Origin of the sequence: Eubacterium callanderi (assembly GCF_900142645.1) — a bacterium.
GTDB lineage: Bacteria > Bacillota > Clostridia > Eubacteriales > Eubacteriaceae > Eubacterium > Eubacterium callanderi.
In genome coordinates this window covers 274,734-292,298 of record NZ_FRBP01000006.1, presented here as the reverse complement: position 1 = coordinate 292,298, position 17,565 = coordinate 274,734, and the positions used below count along the sequence as shown (strand labels likewise).

At 46.9% G+C, this 17,565-nt stretch carries 16 protein-coding genes; 12 read left to right on the top strand and 4 right to left on the bottom strand.

Translation table 11 applies throughout. The annotated features are described in order from the left end of the window. The first annotated feature begins 6 nt into the window (after positions 1-6). A complete protein-coding gene (locus tag BUC22_RS10095) occupies positions 7-663 on the top strand; it encodes a DUF1905 domain-containing protein (RefSeq protein ID WP_013380672.1) in 657 nt (218 codons plus the stop codon). Positions 664-1,082: 419 nt separating this feature from the next. Here BUC22_RS10095 and BUC22_RS10090 read toward each other — a convergent pair whose 3' ends face one another. After that, a complete protein-coding gene (locus BUC22_RS10090; RefSeq protein WP_013380671.1) occupies positions 1,083-1,463 on the bottom strand; it encodes a hypothetical protein in 381 nt (126 codons plus the stop codon). 398 nt (positions 1,464-1,861) lie between these two features. Between BUC22_RS10090 and BUC22_RS10085 the strand changes: the two genes are divergently transcribed. The 4 genes from BUC22_RS10085 (at position 1,862) to BUC22_RS10070 (ending at position 4,884) form a co-directional block, all read left to right on the top strand. Continuing rightward, the gene (locus tag BUC22_RS10085) at positions 1,862-2,293 is read left to right on the top strand and encodes a DUF4279 domain-containing protein (RefSeq protein ID WP_041689871.1); all 432 of its coding nucleotides are present in this window, start codon (positions 1,862-1,864) and stop codon (positions 2,291-2,293) included. Between the two features lie 343 nt (positions 2,294-2,636). Further along, positions 2,637-3,488 carry a phosphate ABC transporter substrate-binding protein gene (locus BUC22_RS10080; RefSeq protein ID WP_013380669.1) on the top strand — a complete coding sequence of 284 codons (852 nt, stop codon included), beginning with the start codon at positions 2,637-2,639 and terminating at the stop codon, positions 3,486-3,488. Positions 3,489-3,633: 145 nt separating this feature from the next. Further along, on the top strand, positions 3,634-3,951 hold the full coding sequence (locus BUC22_RS10075) for a DUF6951 family protein (protein ID WP_013380667.1): 318 nt from the start codon (positions 3,634-3,636) through the stop codon (positions 3,949-3,951). Between the two features lie 132 nt (positions 3,952-4,083). Then, positions 4,084-4,884, top strand: coding sequence for a MerR family transcriptional regulator (locus tag BUC22_RS10070; RefSeq protein ID WP_013380666.1), 801 nt, complete (start codon positions 4,084-4,086; stop codon positions 4,882-4,884). A 55-nt stretch (positions 4,885-4,939) separates the two neighbouring features. Here BUC22_RS10070 and BUC22_RS10065 read toward each other — a convergent pair whose 3' ends face one another. From BUC22_RS10065 to BUC22_RS10055, 3 genes are all read right to left on the bottom strand, one after another. Next, positions 4,940-6,487 carry a hydantoinase/oxoprolinase N-terminal domain-containing protein gene (locus BUC22_RS10065; RefSeq protein ID WP_073382825.1) on the bottom strand — a complete coding sequence of 516 codons (1,548 nt, stop codon included), beginning with the start codon at positions 6,485-6,487 and terminating at the stop codon, positions 4,940-4,942. Then, positions 6,475-7,587, bottom strand: a complete 1,113-nt coding sequence (locus BUC22_RS10060; RefSeq protein WP_041690239.1) for a DUF917 domain-containing protein — start codon at positions 7,585-7,587, stop codon at positions 6,475-6,477. The genes BUC22_RS10065 and BUC22_RS10060 overlap by 13 nt, the downstream gene beginning before the upstream one ends. A gap of 121 nt (positions 7,588-7,708) precedes the next feature. Beyond that, entirely contained in the window at positions 7,709-9,334 is a 1,626-nt protein-coding gene (locus BUC22_RS10055) for a PucR family transcriptional regulator (protein WP_073382823.1), read from the bottom strand. Positions 9,335-9,539: 205 nt separating this feature from the next. Between BUC22_RS10055 and BUC22_RS10050 the strand changes: the two genes are divergently transcribed. From BUC22_RS10050 to BUC22_RS10020, 7 genes are all read left to right on the top strand, one after another. Next, complete coding sequence (locus BUC22_RS10050; protein ID WP_013380662.1) at positions 9,540-11,267, top strand: oleate hydratase; 1,728 nt, start codon at positions 9,540-9,542, stop codon at positions 11,265-11,267. Positions 11,268-11,379: 112 nt separating this feature from the next. Then, positions 11,380-12,534: a transglutaminase domain-containing protein gene (locus BUC22_RS10045; protein WP_050814061.1), complete on the top strand. Its 1,155-nt coding sequence runs from the start codon at positions 11,380-11,382 to the stop codon at positions 12,532-12,534. 95 nt (positions 12,535-12,629) lie between these two features. After that, positions 12,630-13,700 carry a hypothetical protein gene (locus BUC22_RS10040; RefSeq protein WP_123876064.1) on the top strand — a complete coding sequence of 357 codons (1,071 nt, stop codon included), beginning with the start codon at positions 12,630-12,632 and terminating at the stop codon, positions 13,698-13,700. A gap of 39 nt (positions 13,701-13,739) precedes the next feature. After that, entirely contained in the window at positions 13,740-14,312 is a 573-nt protein-coding gene (locus BUC22_RS10035) for a CDP-alcohol phosphatidyltransferase family protein (RefSeq protein WP_013380659.1), read from the top strand. A gap of 65 nt (positions 14,313-14,377) precedes the next feature. Then, positions 14,378-15,256, top strand: coding sequence for a methionyl aminopeptidase (locus BUC22_RS10030; RefSeq protein ID WP_013380658.1), 879 nt, complete (start codon positions 14,378-14,380; stop codon positions 15,254-15,256). 30 nt (positions 15,257-15,286) lie between these two features. Beyond that, entirely contained in the window at positions 15,287-17,194 is a 1,908-nt protein-coding gene (locus tag BUC22_RS10025) for an alkaline phosphatase family protein (protein ID WP_013380657.1), read from the top strand. After that, positions 17,191-17,556: a hypothetical protein gene (locus BUC22_RS10020; RefSeq protein WP_013380656.1), complete on the top strand. Its 366-nt coding sequence runs from the start codon at positions 17,191-17,193 to the stop codon at positions 17,554-17,556. Before BUC22_RS10025 ends, BUC22_RS10020 begins: the two co-directional genes overlap by 4 nt. Positions 17,557-17,565: the final 9 nt, after the last annotated feature.

The window sequence follows — 17,565 nt, the reverse complement described above, 5'->3', positions numbered from 1 at the left end:
AATATAATGAAATATACATTTGAAGAAAAAATATTCAAGTCGGGAAACCGGTATTTCATAAAAATTCCCTTTAATGTGTGGGAAGAATGTGATCAAAAGGGATTGATTCCAGTGAAAGTATTCATAAAAGGCTGCACATTTGAGTGCCGCCTCATTCCAAAAGGAGAGGGAATCTATTACATACCAATTAAAAAAAATATTGTAAATCAGATTAATTGCGATGATGAGATAAGCATTTCCTTTAAACTCATTAGCGGATTAACCCGAATTAATCATGATAGTCCATATTCAAAGGAAAACCCTATACGGAAAATCGACAATATCCAGAGTATTGTTTATACAAAAGATGGATATTGCGGTCAGATATGTATTGCTATGCTGACTGGGCTTAGTGTAGACGAAGTTGTAGGTATTATGCAGGCAAGGGCATGGCAATGTTCTTTTTCAAAGTTGTTAGAAACATTGGACTATTTTGGCATTATACACGATGATAAGATAACTTACACCAAGCGGAAAGAATTTGTTTTACCAAAATGTTGTATTGTTAATGTGAAAGAGGAGCAAATGAGCCATCTTGTTTTATACTATAAAGGGCATTATTATGATACGAAAGATATTGGTTTTGACAATATAATAAGTTATTTAGGAATTAGAGTTGATTAGAAAAAATAAGAAATTTTAATTAGTGTTCGACTACTGTGGGAAAGGTACAGTGAATATATGGAACCATTGAAAAACATGGGAATCACCAATGAACTCACGCTTGACGAACTAAAAGAATAGGCCAATCTGGCAACGCAGGAAACCGGAGAATCTTATGAGGTGATCTACTTCAGTGAAGAAAAAGACTGCCCGCATAAGTCTGAATATTAAGGTGTGGATGTCACTGGAATGGGCGGTTATATGATGGTAGGAGAGGGGTTCTTTAAAGGTTCATCTCCCGTATATAAGGTTGCCTGGCAGTATCGAAAATGAGGACTGGCAGGTACTCCATATTTTTAAAGTGCTCTAAGACTTCAGTTAATACCAATGTAAAAGCGACAAGGAAACATTGCTCGGTGTTTCCTTATCGCTTTTCATACTTAGCGTGGCGGGCAACAAGACTTAAGTGTTTTGGTGCCATGTGATGACATAAGAATTTCTGCATGAACATTTTCCTTATTCATATTACGAATAAATTTAAGAATCCATGCACAAGGGAGGTCGATACCAGCTTGTTTTACCGGGGTGGTTTGTTTGAAAACACCAGCAATTTTTAATATTCTGGTATCACCAGCGGCAATCATGTCATTAAGAAGGTTATGGCTCTTGCAAAACTTTTCTCCATAGCCACTGCAACAGTCAGCGCAAAAAGGAATATATAAATTCCCTTTATTTGTAAATAGAGCGAACGCTATACCATCATCTGCAGCGCTTTCAATTATCACTTTTTTTGCTTCGCTTACCATAACATCAAAATCCATGTCTGATTACCTCCGTATAATATAAATTTTCTGTGCGGCATATTATCCAACAAATCTATATCAGAATTATATCATGGATGATATTAAAAAACTATAGATAAAGCCATTACGGTAGTGAGAAAAGAGAATAAGTATAATTATATTGACAAAACAGGACAACTCTTACTGCCTTTAGAGAATGCGTCTTGCGACAACAGCCGCTCTAAAAAAGGCCATACAGTCGTAAAAAAGATGGAAAATACGGGCTGGAACAGTCGATGTACCCATGGAATATGATTCCATGGACTCCTTGAGTGAAGGGCTGTCGATTGTAAAAAGGATGGAAAGGCGGGAATCATAGAAATTGGGTCGTCTGATTAATTAGAAAGGTAGGTTTAGATCACATGGAATCAAAAAAGATGAAAGAAAGAGAACCCAGAATAAAAGTACGATTCTCTGTTATAGGGGAAGAATATTCGAAAGAGTACTTATCAGAAAAATTAAATTTAGAACCAAGTCGTTTTAGGACAAAAGATGACTGGCCAGAAGCGATTAGAAACTGGCCTGTTTACAATCCTGATATTCTTGATGAGTATAAGCCCAAAACTGTATGGGAAATTTCAACTGAATATGAGGAGAGCAATGCTGTTGAGTTTCAATTAAAAAAAATTTTACAGAAATTGAAGGGAAAAGAAGCAATTATTAACCAGTTGAGGAAAGAATTGAATCTTCGTATTTATTTTGAAGTTTCCATAAAAATAAGAGGAAGTTATCCAGAAATCTATCTTAATAAGGAATCAATAGAATTTCTTGCAAAAATAGATGCCGATATAGGTTTTGGATTTTATTAGCCATTTCCTGAAAAAGAGTACACTCCCAATACAAAAAGTATATTGCCTGTATTTGAAAACAAAAATCACATATACCACCGGTTTAAAAACCAAAATCAGGGTATATTATTACTGCATACCTCTTACTTACATCTCCCCAAAATTTTCCTTATACCTTTTATTGTTAATATCCCCGGCTCCCCCAAGCCGGGGATATTTTCGTTTGATGTACTCTAGCCGGATTTAACAGAGCTTTAACCTTTTCTTTACCGATCCAAAACCAAAGTCGCATTTTTCTCTGGTATGATTAATCTCGTAGTTAAGCACAACTTAAGAAATTAAATTTCAAAGGAGAAGAAATTAAATGGGATTAAAAAAACGTTTAGCAGGCCTGACCATGGCTTTGGTTGTCGGAACATTTGCGTTTGCAGGATGCAGTGGCGGGGGAGACAGTACAGGTAGCTCCTCAGCGGCCATTTCCGGTGAAATCAATGGCGGAGGCTCCACCTCAGTCCAGAAAATCATCGAAGCGGCAGGCGACGAATTCGCGGCTCAGAATCCAGATGTCAAATTTACATACAGCGGTACCGGCTCATCTGACGGGATCAAGGGAGCAACGGAAGGCACCTATGCTTTTGGATGTGCTTCAAGAGAACTGAAAGATGAAGAAAAATCCGGTTTGACCGAGCTGGTTTTTGCCTATGACGGTATTGCCATGATCACACATCCATCCAATCCGGTCAGCAACATTAGCTCAGCAGACTTAACAAAGATTTATACTGGAGAAATCACAAACTGGAGCCAGATTGGCGGCAACGATGCCCCGATCGTGGTCGTATCCAGAGAAGATGGCTCCGGCACCCGTTCCGCGGTCGAAGAACTGTTAAAATTTGAGGATAAACTAAAACCAGACGCTACCATTAAAGAAGGTAATGGAAACGTACAATCCACAGTCGCTGGAAATGAAAATGCCATTGGCTATGTATCCTTAACCTTTGTGGACAACACCGTTAAAAAGGTAAATGTAGACAATGTCGAAGCTACCGTCGATAATGTTGTAAACAAAAGCTATCCGGTATCCAGACCGTTCCTGGCCGTTTATAAGACTGACGGTCTCAACAATCAGACAAAAGCCTTCTTAGATTTCTTAATGACAGATGAAGGACAGGCCATTGTTGAAAAAGAAGGCGGCATCAAGGTTGCGCTTGAACAGTAAATAAACACGCCACCTTCCCTTGTCCCCGGTTCGCCGGGGGCTTTTTTGATGTTGGAAGCCTGTCTGGTCATTAAAAAGTTTAATGTTGTTTTTTGTGGCAAAAAGGCATATGATAAGGGTAAGATTTTAAGAAGGAGTGAAAAAAATGACAACCCTGAAATTGAATGCTGGCCCCTGCGGCTTTAACACAGTCATTAAAGCTGAAACCGAAAAGCCTTACAAGGTTAAAGTGACCGTTGAATCGGAATGCCCTCATTACAAGGCTGTAAATGATGATCTGGCAGAGCCGCTGGATGCTTTGAGAATCTGTAGTAAAGAAAAATATGACAGCAATACTGTGTATAAGATCTTTGCAAAGCATATGAAGCATCCGGCCTGTCCGGTGGCTGTCGGCGTGATTAAGGCCATGGAGGCTGAAGCGGGACTGGCCCTCAAGACCGATATTGAGATGAAGTTTGAGTAGAACAGCATAAAGCCTGCCGGGTAGAAAGGCAGGCTTTTTTAAAAAGTTTTAAAACAGTGCTTGACTTTCCAGTAACTGGAATGTGTATACTTAAGGCATGTTCGAACAATGAATTGCAAAGGGAGGAACAAAATGCTGTCCATTGGTGCATTTTCAAAAATCAGTAATGTTACCACTAAAACTCTCCGGTATTATGATGAAATCGGCCTGATCAAACCGGTTTATGTCAATGATGAGAACGGATACCGTTATTATTCAACCAGCCAGCTGGAGACAGTTTTGCTCATAGGCAAGCTGAAATGGTATGGTTTCTCGCTGGACGAAATTGCTGAAGTGCTTAAGAATCCCGAGGATAACACCTTTATTCTCTCGCGGATCAGAGAGAAGGAGGCAGGTCTGAGGGAGGCGGCGCAGCATTATCAGATGCTTCTCTCTCTGCTGGAAAAAGATATTTCAAACTTAGAAAGAGGTAAACACATTATGGCCTATTTAGAACAGATTGAAGTCAAGCTCGTTGAAACAAAGCCCACGCCCATTTTATCCATAAGAAAGAAAATGAATGTCAGGGACTCACAAAAATATATGATGGAACTGATGACAACCGTTCAGGAAAAAGGGTTGACACTTACAGCCGGCCCCATGAGTATTTTTCATGATGAGGTTTATGATCCTGAAAACTATGATATGGAGGACGCTGTCGCCATCAGGGAGGCGGAGGAAAGCACCCGTATCCTGGAGGGCGGCTTATGTGTCATGTCCGTATTAAGGGGAGCTTATACTGAACTGCCCTCTGTTTACGCAAAAATAAGAGAGTGGATTGAAGAGGAAGGCTACACTGTTTCGGGAGCCCCTTATGAAATTTATCAGACGGACCCCTCACAGGTACTGCCTGAAGAGAATATTACAGAGATTTATGTCCCTGTAAAAAAATAAACGTGAAAAGGGCCCTGGCTGTTTTGTGACAGCCGGGGCCCTTTATTACGGAAAACTATGCTAGATCACCGGCCGCCTTAACCTTCAGACGGCTGGTATTGCCGGGATAGTAGGCCAGAGGAACATCCTCAACATCAATGATGGCTACAGTCCCGGGGATGGCCCCGGCCGCAACAGCCAGGCTTGAGGCCTCTTCCCTGGCATTTTCCAGGGCTTCATCTCTGGGAACTTCATCGTAGGATACCAGTTTTTCATAGGTACCGCTGACCTTGGAGATGGCAGAGCCGATGGCATTGGCAATGCCAAAATGCTCTGGTTTTGCCACCTGGCGGGTACCCGCAAGCTCTTCCGGGACAATGATGGAGCCGCCTCCCACCAGCACCACGTCGATATCGTCGTTGGAAATTTTCATCTGATCAATACTGTCTTCGATCATTTCGCGGATAACAGCCATGGCCCTCTCAGCAAAATTCTGCTCAAGGATATCCGCTTTTGGTGGATCGCCCACCCTGGCCATACCCAGACGGACTGCGATGTCGGTGGCGGTTATGGTATTTCCGCCGAAGACCAGGGCTTTCTCAGTTATCTGATAACCCACACTGTCTGGCCCGATTGTTATTTCACCGTTTTCTTCACGGACAATGGACCCACCGCCGAGGCCGATGGATATAACATCCGGCATGCGGAAATTTGTCCGCACACCTCCGATGGTGGCGGCAACACTGCTTTCGCGCGGGAAGTCATGCTGAATGACACCAAAGTCTGTTGTAGTGCCGCCCACGTCGATGACAACAGCATCGTGGAGACGGCTCAGATAGGAGGCGCCGCGGATAGAATTGGTAGGCCCGCAGGCAATGGTGAGGATGGGATACCGTCTTGCAAAGTCCATGGTCATAAGGGTCCCGTCGTTCTGGCTCAGAAAAACATCGGCGTTTTCGATGCCTTCGTCGGCCAGGCTTTTGGCAAAGCCTTCCGTAAAGCTCTCGGCAACTTCGTATAGGGCAGCGTTCAGGATGGTCGCATTTTCTCTTTCGATAAAGCTTAGTGTTCCGATTTCACTGGATTTTGAAATGTGAATATCCGGCCCCAGGACTTCCCGGGCCAGCTCCGCACAGCGCTCTTCATGCTCATTCCGTACGGGGGAGAAAACACAGGAAATGGCAATGGACTGGGTTTTACCCTTGATCTTTTCAAAGAAAGTGCGCGCGGCGGCTTCGTCAAACGCGGCAATTTCTTTGCCGTCAAACTCGTAACCACCGGCCACTGTCGCAGTGGCAATGACAAAATCTGTCAGATCCTCTGGCCAGTCCACCATGGGCATGATTCCCTGCATGGCCGGCGCTGCCAGGCGGATTACAGCTACCGGAGCCAGTTTTTTACGCTCCACAATGGCGTTGGTACACTGGGTAGTACCAAGCATGGCCTGATGAACCTGTGTGCGGTCAATATCGGCTTCACGGAGAACATCCTTCAAGGCGCCCAGAATGCCGGAATAAATATCTTCAGAGGTGGTGTGCTTAATACCCGCGATGATGTTCCGGTTTTCATCTACGATAACCGCGTCGGTATTGGTGCCGCCAACGTCAATTCCTATTTTGTACATGATGCAATCTCCTTTCCAGATAATCGTTCTTCCAGAGGAATATAGTCTGTATCACAGCCAAAATAACGCGGGCCGACCATCTCAAGCCCCTGTGGTGTGCGCCATAGATCATAGCAGGGCAGTCCCACAGCCATAACCCGTTTGCCGTATTTTAAGGCGTCAGTGGTCACAGGAATAAAGGTTTCCGTATCGACCAGGCAGATCAGGTCTGGAACCGTTGCCTTTATACGGCCGTTGACTGTAGCGGTCAGGTTTTCGTTTTGGAAGGTTACCTCGGCCTGCTGCCCCCGGTATTCAGAAATACCGTCCAGCATAACATGGCCAAGGTTAAAGGCGCCGGTGGTTTCACGCAGCACATCGGTAATTTTGCCTTTGAAGATTTTGTAGCCGCCGGTCTGCGTAAGAAAGCTTGCTTCGGGTGTTTGGCTTTTATCAAGCTGTTTAATGCCCCGGATAGCAGCGCCCAGCTTCTGGGAGCGGGTGATAATGTTTTTGACTCCCCATTTTTTCATGGTGGCTCCGTCCATGCCGTACAGGGCAATACAGACTGACCCGCCGCAGGTCATAGTGACCGCCCGGGCGAGGTCTTCGGTCCATTTATTTGTGATGGTTTCAAAAATACAGGTATTGCCTTTTTCATCGGTCAGGGCCATGGGTGTTGCGCTGACGCCGCCCAAGGTAAAGGTAACCATCTGGAGTTCTGGAAAGGCCCGCCCCATACCGTCAACATCCACGAGAGGGATGCCAAGCCGGGCGGAAGCCGCAATGGGCAGCATACTGTTGACACCGCCGGCTTCGATGGGAAAGAAGCCCCTGATTTCTCTGCCATAGAACTGGCTGACCATATCATAAAGGCGTTTGTACTCACTGCCGTTTATGCCTTTTTCGGCAAGTACAGTGGGTGCTCCCATCATGGCGATGGGAATAACCAGGTCATCATCAGCGATTTCCTCAGGGTCAAGCATGGTGACATCGCCGCAGGTTTTGATGGCGTCTATAGCCATGAGCTTGCCAATATAGGGATCGCCCCCGCCGCCAGCACCCAAAAGGGATGCGCCCAGAGCGATATCTTCGATTTCGTTAATACCAAGCGTTCTCAATTTTATTCTCCTTTTATCCGTTTTATCTGCAATGGTTACAGTATAAACAAAGTAAAAATAAAAGTAATGGGCCAATGGGATAAAATAAAAAAGATGCTTTTGTCCAAAAGGACAAAGGCATCTACTGGCCATCTAACAGCCGCCTGACTGCCAGGGCTGTATAAAGCTGGTTGCTCTCCGGCATTTTAGTCACTCGATATCCCAGAAGGCTGTTAATTTTATGAAGCCGGTACTTCACCGTGTTTTTATGCAGGTACAGAAGCTCGGCCGTCCGGCTGACATTGGCCTGGGCGTCGAGGAGATAGACCGACAGGGTTGCCAGCAGATCTTCCTGTATGGTGGAATCAGTATGGAGCAGCGGCTCAATGGGAGCGGTGACCTGCCTGACCATGGCTTCACCCCTGGCGATAGTCTCGGCACAATCGGCGGTAAAACTCAGCTCTGCCTGGGAGAGAAAGGCGCTGGCAGGGTAGAGGATACGGGCGTTTTTCAGATGATTTTGATAGAGTAAAAAGCTTTTGCGCACACTGGAAGTATCGGGCTGGTTTGTAAAAAAGCCAAAGCTGACCGGAAAGGCTTCTTCCTCCAGACAGGCCATCAGGTTTTCGGCATGGGCCAGCATTTGTAAGGATAAAGGCGTGTCCTGGATAAAAAGCACCACTGTGTTGTCATAAATATCTGAGGGGCCTGCCAGATGCTGGCGCTGCATAAAATCGCGGCAGATTTTTAAAACCTGTTCGTTGAGCTGTGCCGAAGCGGTGGGTTTGAGACCATTTTCGGGCCGGACAAGCCACATGGTGTGGATCGATGCGACATCAATGCCAAGAACATCGGCAAGGCGGCGCATTTTCAGAGGTTCGTCATTTAAAATGGAACGGATCAGCTCACTGTAGCCAATGGTGCCCTCTTTTTTATTCCAGATGTTGATAAAAAGACATAGAACCTCAGCAGCGTCCTCAAGAGCTGCCGTGCTTTGAACAGGATTTTCAGATATCAGCACCAGATTCATTTTGGGCGTATGGTCGGTCAGAACCGGCAGGACGGTGCTGTACAGCGTTAGGTTTTCTTCCGCTAATACAAGAGAGCCGGAACTCAGGCCTTCCCTGGTGAGTTCTGGAAGAACATTGGCGATATACTCCGCTGCTGAGATAGGCCAGGCGGCAATTTCAGGGTGGTTAAGGGTATGGTCAAAAAGGATGAGAGAGGAACGCAGGCGGTCGCTGAGCATGCGCAGCACATTGCCCAGGGTACGCCTGTTGTCAGGAAGCTGGGTGATGCGTTCCAGCATGGCGCTCACAAAATGCGGATCTTTGTTCTGATCCATAAAGATGGTTTCCATGGTCTGGGTAATAACCTCGCTGTATCTGAAATCCAGCCGGTTTTCTGGCATGCAGATAAGGGGAAAGCCCAGAGTGTCGGCCAGATCAACAAGCCTTTTATCAATGGAGGGCAGGTAAATACCAACATAATAAAGAATAAGGGCAGCCTCGCCCCCTTCACTCAGCCGTTTGAGCACACGGCACTGGGTATCGACATCATCCTTTATATTGATAAAACCGCTGACCACAACCTCACTGCCCGGCACAAAGGATGGATTTTCAAAAAAGCTGTCCACCAGGGCGCCAGGATCAGCGTACTCCAGAACAGAGATGGAGCCTACAAAACGGCCAAGCCCCTTGTGGCCGCCTGCCACCCGGGCTTCCCTGAGACAGGGCAGCTTTAATAAATCCGCGACAGTGACGCTCATTGTAAAACCTCCGAAGTGTTAATGTGATTATTATAACACAAAAAGGCTTTTTAAGCTTTCATTCAGCTTTAGCATTAAATTTAAGACAATCCATTGGTTTTGTCACTTTTTTTGACAAATGTCCAGACTCGTAAGGTGACAGCCGGGCTTTTGGGGTATTATACTTACCGTAACAAAAGCGAACAATCGAAGGGAGTTACGAATCATGAACAAAGATAAATTAGGTAAAGCTCTGGCTGCTGGTGCCGGTGCTGCTGCAGCAGCAGCGGTGGCGGCAACAACAGTGGCAGCAACTAAAAAAATGCGCAGACAGCAGGAAGAAGAAATCGAAAATGCGGTCCAGAACCGTGATTACGGTGATAAACAGGTCTATTTTGTGGGAGGCGGCATTGCGAGCCTGGCCGGCGCCGCCTATCTGGTGCGCGATGCTAACTTTAAGGGTAAAAACATCCATATCCTTGAGGGGATGGATATCCTCGGCGGGAGTAATGATGGTATCGGCACGCCAGAAAAAGGCTTTGTATGCCGCGGCGGGAGAATGCTGAATGAAGAGACCTATGAAAATTTCTGGGATCTGTTTTCTTCCATTCCATCTCTGGATAACCCGGACCGTGATGTCACCACAGAAATCCTGAATTTTGACCATGCCCATCCAACCCATGCGCGGGCCCGTCTTATTGACAAGGATGGAAAAATTTTAGATGTTTACAGCATGGGCTTTAATAATGAAGACCGTATGGCCATGGCCAGACTTTTGGCAACCCCGGAAAAGGATCTGGATAACCTGACCATTGAGGACTGGTTTAACCGTACCCCTCATTTTTTTGAAACCAATTTCTGGTATATGTGGCAGACCACCTTTGCTTTCCAGAAATGGAGCAGCCTGTTTGAGCTTAAACGCTATATGGAAAGAATGATTCTGGAATTCAGCCGTATCGAGACACTGGAGGGTGTCACCCGTACGCCTTACAATCAATATGACAGCCTGATTCTTCCTCTTAAGGCCTATTTAAAAGATCACGGCGTCCAGTTCGAGATTAATACCAAGGTCGTCGATATTGATTTTAAGGACGGCGAAGGGATTACTGCCACTGCCATTCATGTGGAAAAGAAGGGTAAACCGGAAGAAATCACCCTGAAGGATGGCGATGTGTGCATTGTCACCAATGGCTGTATGACAGACAGCGCAACGCTTGGCGATATGAAAAAACCAGCGCCGGAGCCGGAAGAACCCTCTATGTCTGGTGAGCTTTGGGGTAAAATTGCCGCGAAGAAAGCCGGACTTGGCAATCCAGAGCCTTTCTTTGGCAACGTGCAGGAAACAAAATGGGAAAGCTTTACAGTTACCTGTAAGGGCAATCAATTCCTTAAGATGATCGAGGACTACTCCGGCAATATTCCTGGAAGCGGGGCCTTAATGACCTTTAAGGATTCCAGCTGGCTTATGAGCATTGTTGTGGCTGCTCAGCCGCATTTTAGAAACCAGCCCATGGACACCACAATCTTCTGGGGCTATGGCCTGTACCCTGACCAGGAAGGCGATTATGTTAAGAAACCGATGAAGGATTGTACCGGTGCTGAAATTTTAAAAGAACTGATCCACCAGCTTCACTTTGAAGAACATGAAAAAGAATTGATGGACTCCGTTGTCAATGTGGTACCGTGCATGATGCCTTATATTGATGCCCAGTTCCAGCCAAGGGCCATGAGTGACCGACCCGCAGTGGTTCCGGAAGGCTCCACTAATTTTGCCATGATCAGCCAGTTTGTAGAAATTCCTGAGGACATGGTCTTTACAGAAGAATACTCTGTAAGAGCAGCCAGAACCGCAATCTATACTCTGTTCGACATTAAGAAGCCCATTATCCCAGTGACGCCTTATAAGCGTGACCCCAAGGTTCTGGCAAAAGCGTTGAAGACAGCGTACCGTTAAAAAAGAAAAAGAAACGCCGATTTCTATGGCAGGCTTTTGCCTGCCTTTTTTATTGTGCAAAAACGATATTCCCGGTATAATAGAGAGTAATAATAAAAAGGAGACGGTGTGGATGTTTAAAAAAATCATTAAAGTCGTGTTTGCAGTGCTGATCGTCATAACCGTTGGGCTGGTAGGGGTATCCTTTTTCACCCCAAAGGATAAGGATGCTGTTACAGATGAACGCTTAAGTCAGATAATGGCAGAGGATCACTTTTTATCCAACCCTTACAGTGGCTTTTCACAGCTGAATGAAGATGAGAGGAAAGCCTATCTTCGATTGACCGACAAGCTGGACAATTATGAGAGTACGGTAGAGCTTGGCGATAACAAAATATCGGTAGATAGCCTGAACCGTGTCTGGACAGCCATTCAACAGGATAAACCAGAGTATTTCTGGCTGGACAGCTACACCTATCACTATGACCAGGAAACAAGTATGGTGACAGATGTCAATTTTAATTATCATTATAATACCGATGAAATCAAACGGCGCCAGGGCGAAATTGATGCGGCGGTAACACAGATCAAGTCTGGTATTACGCCGGAAATGGATGACTATGCCAAGGTCAAGACTGTCCATGACGCTATCGTCAGCCATACCGAATATGATCTGAATTCAGAGGACAACCAGAATATATGCTCAGTCTTTTTAAATAACCGTTCTGTCTGTGCCGGTTACAGCAAGGCTCTGCAGTATGTGCTCAAAGACATCGGGATCTTTTCAAATTATGTCACAGGCAACGCAGTGGGCAGAGGCCCACATGCCTGGAATCTGGTACAGATGGACGGTGAATACTATTATGTGGACGCAACCTGGGATGATCCAAGCTTTGACGATATAACCTGGGAGGACCCGGCCCTTCGTGCAGACCCGCCGCTGAACATCGAGTATGTCTATTTTGGCCTGACAACAGAAGAGCTTTTGAAAAACCATACCTTTGATAATACCCTGAGCACCTACCCAGGCTTCACGGCAACAGCGGATAATTATTATGTCCGGGAAAATATGCTTTTCGATTTAAATAGCGCAGATGAACAGACACGTTTTCTTGATACCCTGAGGGGTACGCTCGACAACGGCAGTGTGATGGAGGCCCGGTTTACAGAGCCTGGTATGATGGACCGCGCACTGGCCGGCATTGAGGAAAGTGATATTTTAAACGAGTCTGGAGTCCGCTACCTGAGATATGATGAAAATCAAGTGCTGATTATCTGGCGCCCCTGATATTACTTTTAAATTTAAGCTGAAAATGCTACTATATGGCAAAATGATTGAAAGAAAGGTGCCCCGGACTGATGATCCGGGGCGTGGCATGTCTTATGCGGTTAAAAGTAAAAAAAACAATGTTTCTTTTGGGCGTATTCCTGCTTATATCGCCTGTTTTATTTTCACAGATGGCCATGGCGGAAGAACAGCCCACAGATACTCTGAATATTGAAAATGGCAATATCTCCATTTCGGAGGTGGGAAAAGCGACACAGACCGGAAATACCTATACCTTTTCCAATGACCGAGGCCTCCGGCTGACCGGAACCAGCGACCAGTACGGTATCACCGTCCGTTACGGTGTCGGCACTGGCAACCCTGTCAAGCTCAAGCTTGATAATCTTCAGATTGATACCAGTAAAAATGATCTGTGTGCCTTTTCTATTTTAGAAAATGCTTCGGTCGTCATTGAGCTGATGGACGGAACCGATAACCGGCTGACCAGTGCGGATTATTATGCTGGTCTGCAGGCTCAAAATCTTGGCGGAAAGGCCGGAGAAGTCCGAATAACCGGAACAGGCGCTCTGACCGCCATTGGTGGCAGAGGCTCTGCCGGCATTGGCGGTGCCCAGAACATCACACACTGGTACGGAACAGGGGGAAACATCACCATTGACAGTGGGACCATTACTGCCGCAGGCGGAGAGGAAGGCGCTGGCATTGGCGGCGGCTACAAAGGAGACGGCGGTGTGATCCGGATTTCCGGCGGAATGGTAACTGCCCGGGGAGGGAAGTACGCTGCCGGTATCGGCGGGGGACATTACGGACTGGCCGGGAGCCTTGATACCACCTCTGAGAATATAAATGCCCAGGGTGGTGACGGCGCCGACACCATTGGAAATGGGGCGGACTACACCGAAAAGAACGCTGGTGAAACTGTCATTGATGTTCAGCAGTCAACAGATGTGAAGGTAGACACAGCCCCAACAGCACGGTCCGCCCAGACGGCATCCTCCCGGGAGGAAGAAGCCAGACAGGATACCACCGAGCCTGTCATGAAAGCCGGGGCAGGCAGTATTATTCTCTCCTTTGGTTTACTTTTGCTTCTGATGGGGGCAGAGCTTGGCCTGTGTAAAAGGATGGAAAAGCACTGTCTGGAAGATGAGAGAAGCCAGGGGCAATAGGGACCCTTAACAACCTAAATATAAAAAGTAAGGTAAGAAATGAAAGCAAAAGAAATTTTCAGTATTCCCAACATTTTATCCTATGTCCGCATTTTACTGATCCCGGTGTTCATCGGCGTTTATATCAATGCTCAGACGCCCCGGGATTATTATCTGGCGGCGCTTATTATTCTGATCTCAGGATTGACAGACTTTGCGGATGGTCAGATCGCCAGGCGGTTTAACATGATCACTGAGCTCGGAAAGGCGCTGGACCCGGTGGCAGACAAGCTCACCCAGGCGGCCATTGTTTTCAGCCTGATGTTCCGATATCAGGGCATGATTTTTGTGGTTGTTTTATTTGTGATCAAGGAGCTTTTCATGCTAATCAATGACCTTGTCCTCATGCGCAAGGGTAAGAAGCTGGGCGGCGCCATGTGGTACGGCAAAGTGTCCACGGCGGTATTTTATGTGCTCACCTTTATTCTCATTGCGTTTCCGGAAATCAGCACGGCCTGGGCTAATGTGTTTATGGGCGTCACAGGCTTTTTTCTGCTGCTGTCCTTTATTATGTATGGACGTGTATTTTTACAAATGCACCGTGAGGCGGCTGAGGAGAAAAAGAAACAGTAAAAAAGCCGTGAAGTATTTTTAAATATGGTATAATGATATAGAAATGACAGAAACAGGAGGCATATATGCAGGAAAACAAAATTGGACGAAACGATCCCTGCTGGTGTGGCAGCGGTAAGAAATATAAAAAGTGCCACGAGGCAATAGATGAAAGGATAGCGGGCTTTGCCCTTAAGGGACATATGGTGCCCAGGCGGAGTATGCTCAAAACACCAGAGCAGATCGAGGGGATCCGGGTCAGCGGCAAGATCAATATTGCTGTTCTGGACGAGGTGGCCAGCCAGATAAAAGCCGGTATGAACACCGAGGAGATCGACAGAATCGTTTATGACACGACTGTTAAAATGGGCGGACGGCCTGCGCCTTTAGGCTTTGAGGGCTTTCCAAAGAGTGTCTGCACCTCCATCAACGAGGAGGTTTGCCATGGTATTCCGTCAGAGCATATTGTGCTTAAGGATGGGGATATCATTAACGTGGATGTGTCTACCGAGTATAAAGGCTATTACTCAGACTCCTCCCGTATGTTTTGTATTGGAGAGGTAAGCCCCGAGAAGAAAATGCTGGTCGAAGTGACCAGGGAATGTATTGAGAAAGGCCTGGAGCAGGTAAAGCCCTGGAATTTTCTGGGCGATGTGGGTTATGCGGTGCACCAGCACGCCCTTGAAAATGGCTATACCGTGGTTCAGGAAATCGGCGGACATAGCATTGGACTCGATTTCCATGAAGAGCCCTTCGTCAGCTTTGTAACGAAGCCCGGCACAGAAATGCTGCTTGTCCCCGGCATGGTTTTTACCATTGAGCCAATGGTCAATATGGGAACTGATGAAATATACCAGGACGATGAAAACGGATGGACCATTTATACCGATGACGGCAAGCCCTCGGCACAATGGGAGGTTACCGTTGCCGTGACCGGGACAGGCCATGAAGTGCTGGTATATTAAAAGCAGGAGAACTAAAAAGGAGAAGGACCAGTGAAGCTGAAAAAAACAACCCTAAGCGCAGTTTTAGAACATTTTGATCTGAAACCATCCGATTTTGGAAGTGCGGTTGCCCGCGCCTCCGATGGCTACGCCATTGAAATTTCAGAGGATATGCTTTGGCAGAAAGATGTGATGCTGGTCTTTGAGGCCGATGACAGGCGGCTTTCCCTGCGGGTATATGTCCGCAGGGAAAGAGCTATGTACTGTGTGCGTGATGTGGTGAGCCTGACTCTGCTGCCCCGGGCTGTGGCAGTACCCGTGGAGTCGGTTCTGTTCTTTGATACGGCCGTGAAGGCCATGAAAAAGGAACCCTACGCAGCCTATGATGAAGAGGCTGAGGCCATTAAGGCATCTGATTTTCTCGATGGCTATTTTGAGGAGAAGCCAGAGTTTATCAAGGCAGAAATGATCGACGGACTGGTCAAGCGGGAGCAGTACTCTGTTTTTAGCAAGGGATTTTTAAAGCTGACGGGAAAAAACGCCGTTCAGTTTACAGCGCCTGATTTGCCAGCCGGTATGCGGATGAAGGGTATACAGACCCTGCACATTGGCAAAGAAGTGTCTGTCAGCCTGAAGATGGCGTTTGAAAAAAGCGAGTGTTCGGAACTGCCGGGTAAAGACTTTCTAGAAGACATACTGCCAGAGACGGACTGTTTAAAGCTTACCGGCTCAGACAACACTTTAGTTGAAATCGAACGTCAGGACGTGCTTGAGGCGCGGTTTTACCAGGAGACAGACGGGGCGGTATCCTGTGAAATAAACGGAAAAGTCTATAAAAATATCCTCAGGCTGGATTCTGGCAGGGAACGGCCAAAGGCCTCAGATCGTTCTGACCTTCCGTCTGGTAAAAAGCTGGTTATGCGTCTGGAGCCATCCTCTCAGATCGAGCCCTTTGGTGTCATTGACGGAGAAGCCTCAGAGCTTTACACACCAGGAGTCCTTTATCAAAAGGCCGGTACCCTTATGTTTTATCCACAGTGGGATGAAACAGGCGGACTCTGCGCAGTGGTCCCGGGGACAACTTTGACAGACGGCGCTTTCACCGAAGGGGCAGGCCGGAGCCATGCGGTTGGAAAGGATGGCGGGATGTTTAATATTGGCAGTAATCCCATTGAGCTTCGGGGAAATACGGTTTTTGGACGGCGTTTAGACGGCAGTCTTTTTGAGATGGCCGGCCTTTTCGTGAACGAACCGGAAACCACTGTCATGAGTACAGCCTGGGACGCCCTTGAATGTCTGAAAAATCATGAAAAAATCATGATTATCGAGCTGGACGGCTTTGGGTTAAATATTTACAGGAAGGCGTTGTCCTCAGGCAAGCTGCCCTTCCTGTCATCGCACCCCATGCGGCCTGCCATGACAGTATTTCGGCCGGTATCCCACTCTGGACTGGCGGCTATGCTTACAGGAACAACGCCGGATGTCAATGGTATCCATAACCGGAAGGGCCGTACCCTTTTAATGCCCGATGTCTTTGAACGCTGTATGGCTATGGGGAAGGAGTGCGCCTACATCGAGGGCTACAGCAAGCTGATCAACACCTCAGAGGAGCCAGTGCTCAATCCCAGCAGGGGCGGCACCACAACAGATAAAGCTGTTTTTGAGTCTGCACTCAAGGCGGCGGAAAAACAACCCGACCTCCTTTTTATCCATTTTCACGGGATCGACGATGACGCCACCACCTATGGCCCCTATGCCAGCGAGACCATGGAACGGGTCTTGAAAAATGACATTATGGTCAGCCGTCTGGCAGAGGAATGGACTGGCAGCATTATAGTCACCGCCGACCATGGGCTTCATGAGGAGACAGGCTATGACAGCAGGGGAAGTCATGGCATATTCTGTGCAGAGGATATGCTGGTTCCCTATATTTACATTAAAAAGGATACTACAGAATGAAGATAAAGACAGAGGATGTGTGCCGCGCAGGCCTGACAACGGTTTGCGCGAGCTTTAAAAAGAGCCGGCAGGCTCCGGAAAACCGGCAGTATGCCGGCATTCCATTTAAAAGACTGGCAGAATACGCAGGACAGCCCCTATCAGAGGAAAGTGTTTGTGTTTTTAAAGCCCTTGACGGCTTCAGCATTGCCCTCGTCGGTGAGGAAGCAATGGACACTGAACAGTGCTTTATCGCGGTGAGCGAGGGAGGAGAAGCTTTGACGCTGGAGGATGGCAGGCCTTACTGTATGATGCTTATGCTGAAGGATACCACCAGCCAGCGTTGGTGCCGCTACCTTGATGAAGTAGCTGTCCGGGAATGATTGGGAGGA

What these genes read in the sequence shown, in the direction of transcription:
- BUC22_RS10095 (WP_013380672.1), top strand. Translation starts at nt 7, where the DNA reads ATGAAATATACATTTGAAGAAAAAATATTCAAGTCGGGAAACCGGTAT.
- BUC22_RS10090 (WP_013380671.1), bottom strand. Translation starts at nt 1,463, where the DNA reads ATGGATTTTGATGTTATGGTAAGCGAAGCAAAAAAAGTGATAATTGAA.
- BUC22_RS10085 (WP_041689871.1), top strand. Translation starts at nt 1,862, where the DNA reads ATGAAAGAAAGAGAACCCAGAATAAAAGTACGATTCTCTGTTATAGGG.
- BUC22_RS10080 (WP_013380669.1), top strand. Translation starts at nt 2,637, where the DNA reads ATGGGATTAAAAAAACGTTTAGCAGGCCTGACCATGGCTTTGGTTGTC.
- BUC22_RS10075 (WP_013380667.1), top strand. Translation starts at nt 3,634, where the DNA reads ATGACAACCCTGAAATTGAATGCTGGCCCCTGCGGCTTTAACACAGTC.
- BUC22_RS10070 (WP_013380666.1), top strand. Translation starts at nt 4,084, where the DNA reads ATGCTGTCCATTGGTGCATTTTCAAAAATCAGTAATGTTACCACTAAA.
- BUC22_RS10065 (WP_073382825.1), bottom strand. Translation starts at nt 6,487, where the DNA reads ATGTACAAAATAGGAATTGACGTTGGCGGCACCAATACCGACGCGGTT.
- BUC22_RS10055 (WP_073382823.1), bottom strand. Translation starts at nt 9,334, where the DNA reads ATGAGCGTCACTGTCGCGGATTTATTAAAGCTGCCCTGTCTCAGGGAA.
- BUC22_RS10050 (WP_013380662.1), top strand. Translation starts at nt 9,540, where the DNA reads ATGAACAAAGATAAATTAGGTAAAGCTCTGGCTGCTGGTGCCGGTGCT.
- BUC22_RS10045 (WP_050814061.1), top strand. Translation starts at nt 11,380, where the DNA reads ATGTTTAAAAAAATCATTAAAGTCGTGTTTGCAGTGCTGATCGTCATA.
- BUC22_RS10040 (WP_123876064.1), top strand. Translation starts at nt 12,630, where the DNA reads ATGCGGTTAAAAGTAAAAAAAACAATGTTTCTTTTGGGCGTATTCCTG.
- BUC22_RS10035 (WP_013380659.1), top strand. Translation starts at nt 13,740, where the DNA reads ATGAAAGCAAAAGAAATTTTCAGTATTCCCAACATTTTATCCTATGTC.
- BUC22_RS10030 (WP_013380658.1), top strand. Translation starts at nt 14,378, where the DNA reads ATGCAGGAAAACAAAATTGGACGAAACGATCCCTGCTGGTGTGGCAGC.
- BUC22_RS10020 (WP_013380656.1), top strand. Translation starts at nt 17,191, where the DNA reads ATGAAGATAAAGACAGAGGATGTGTGCCGCGCAGGCCTGACAACGGTT.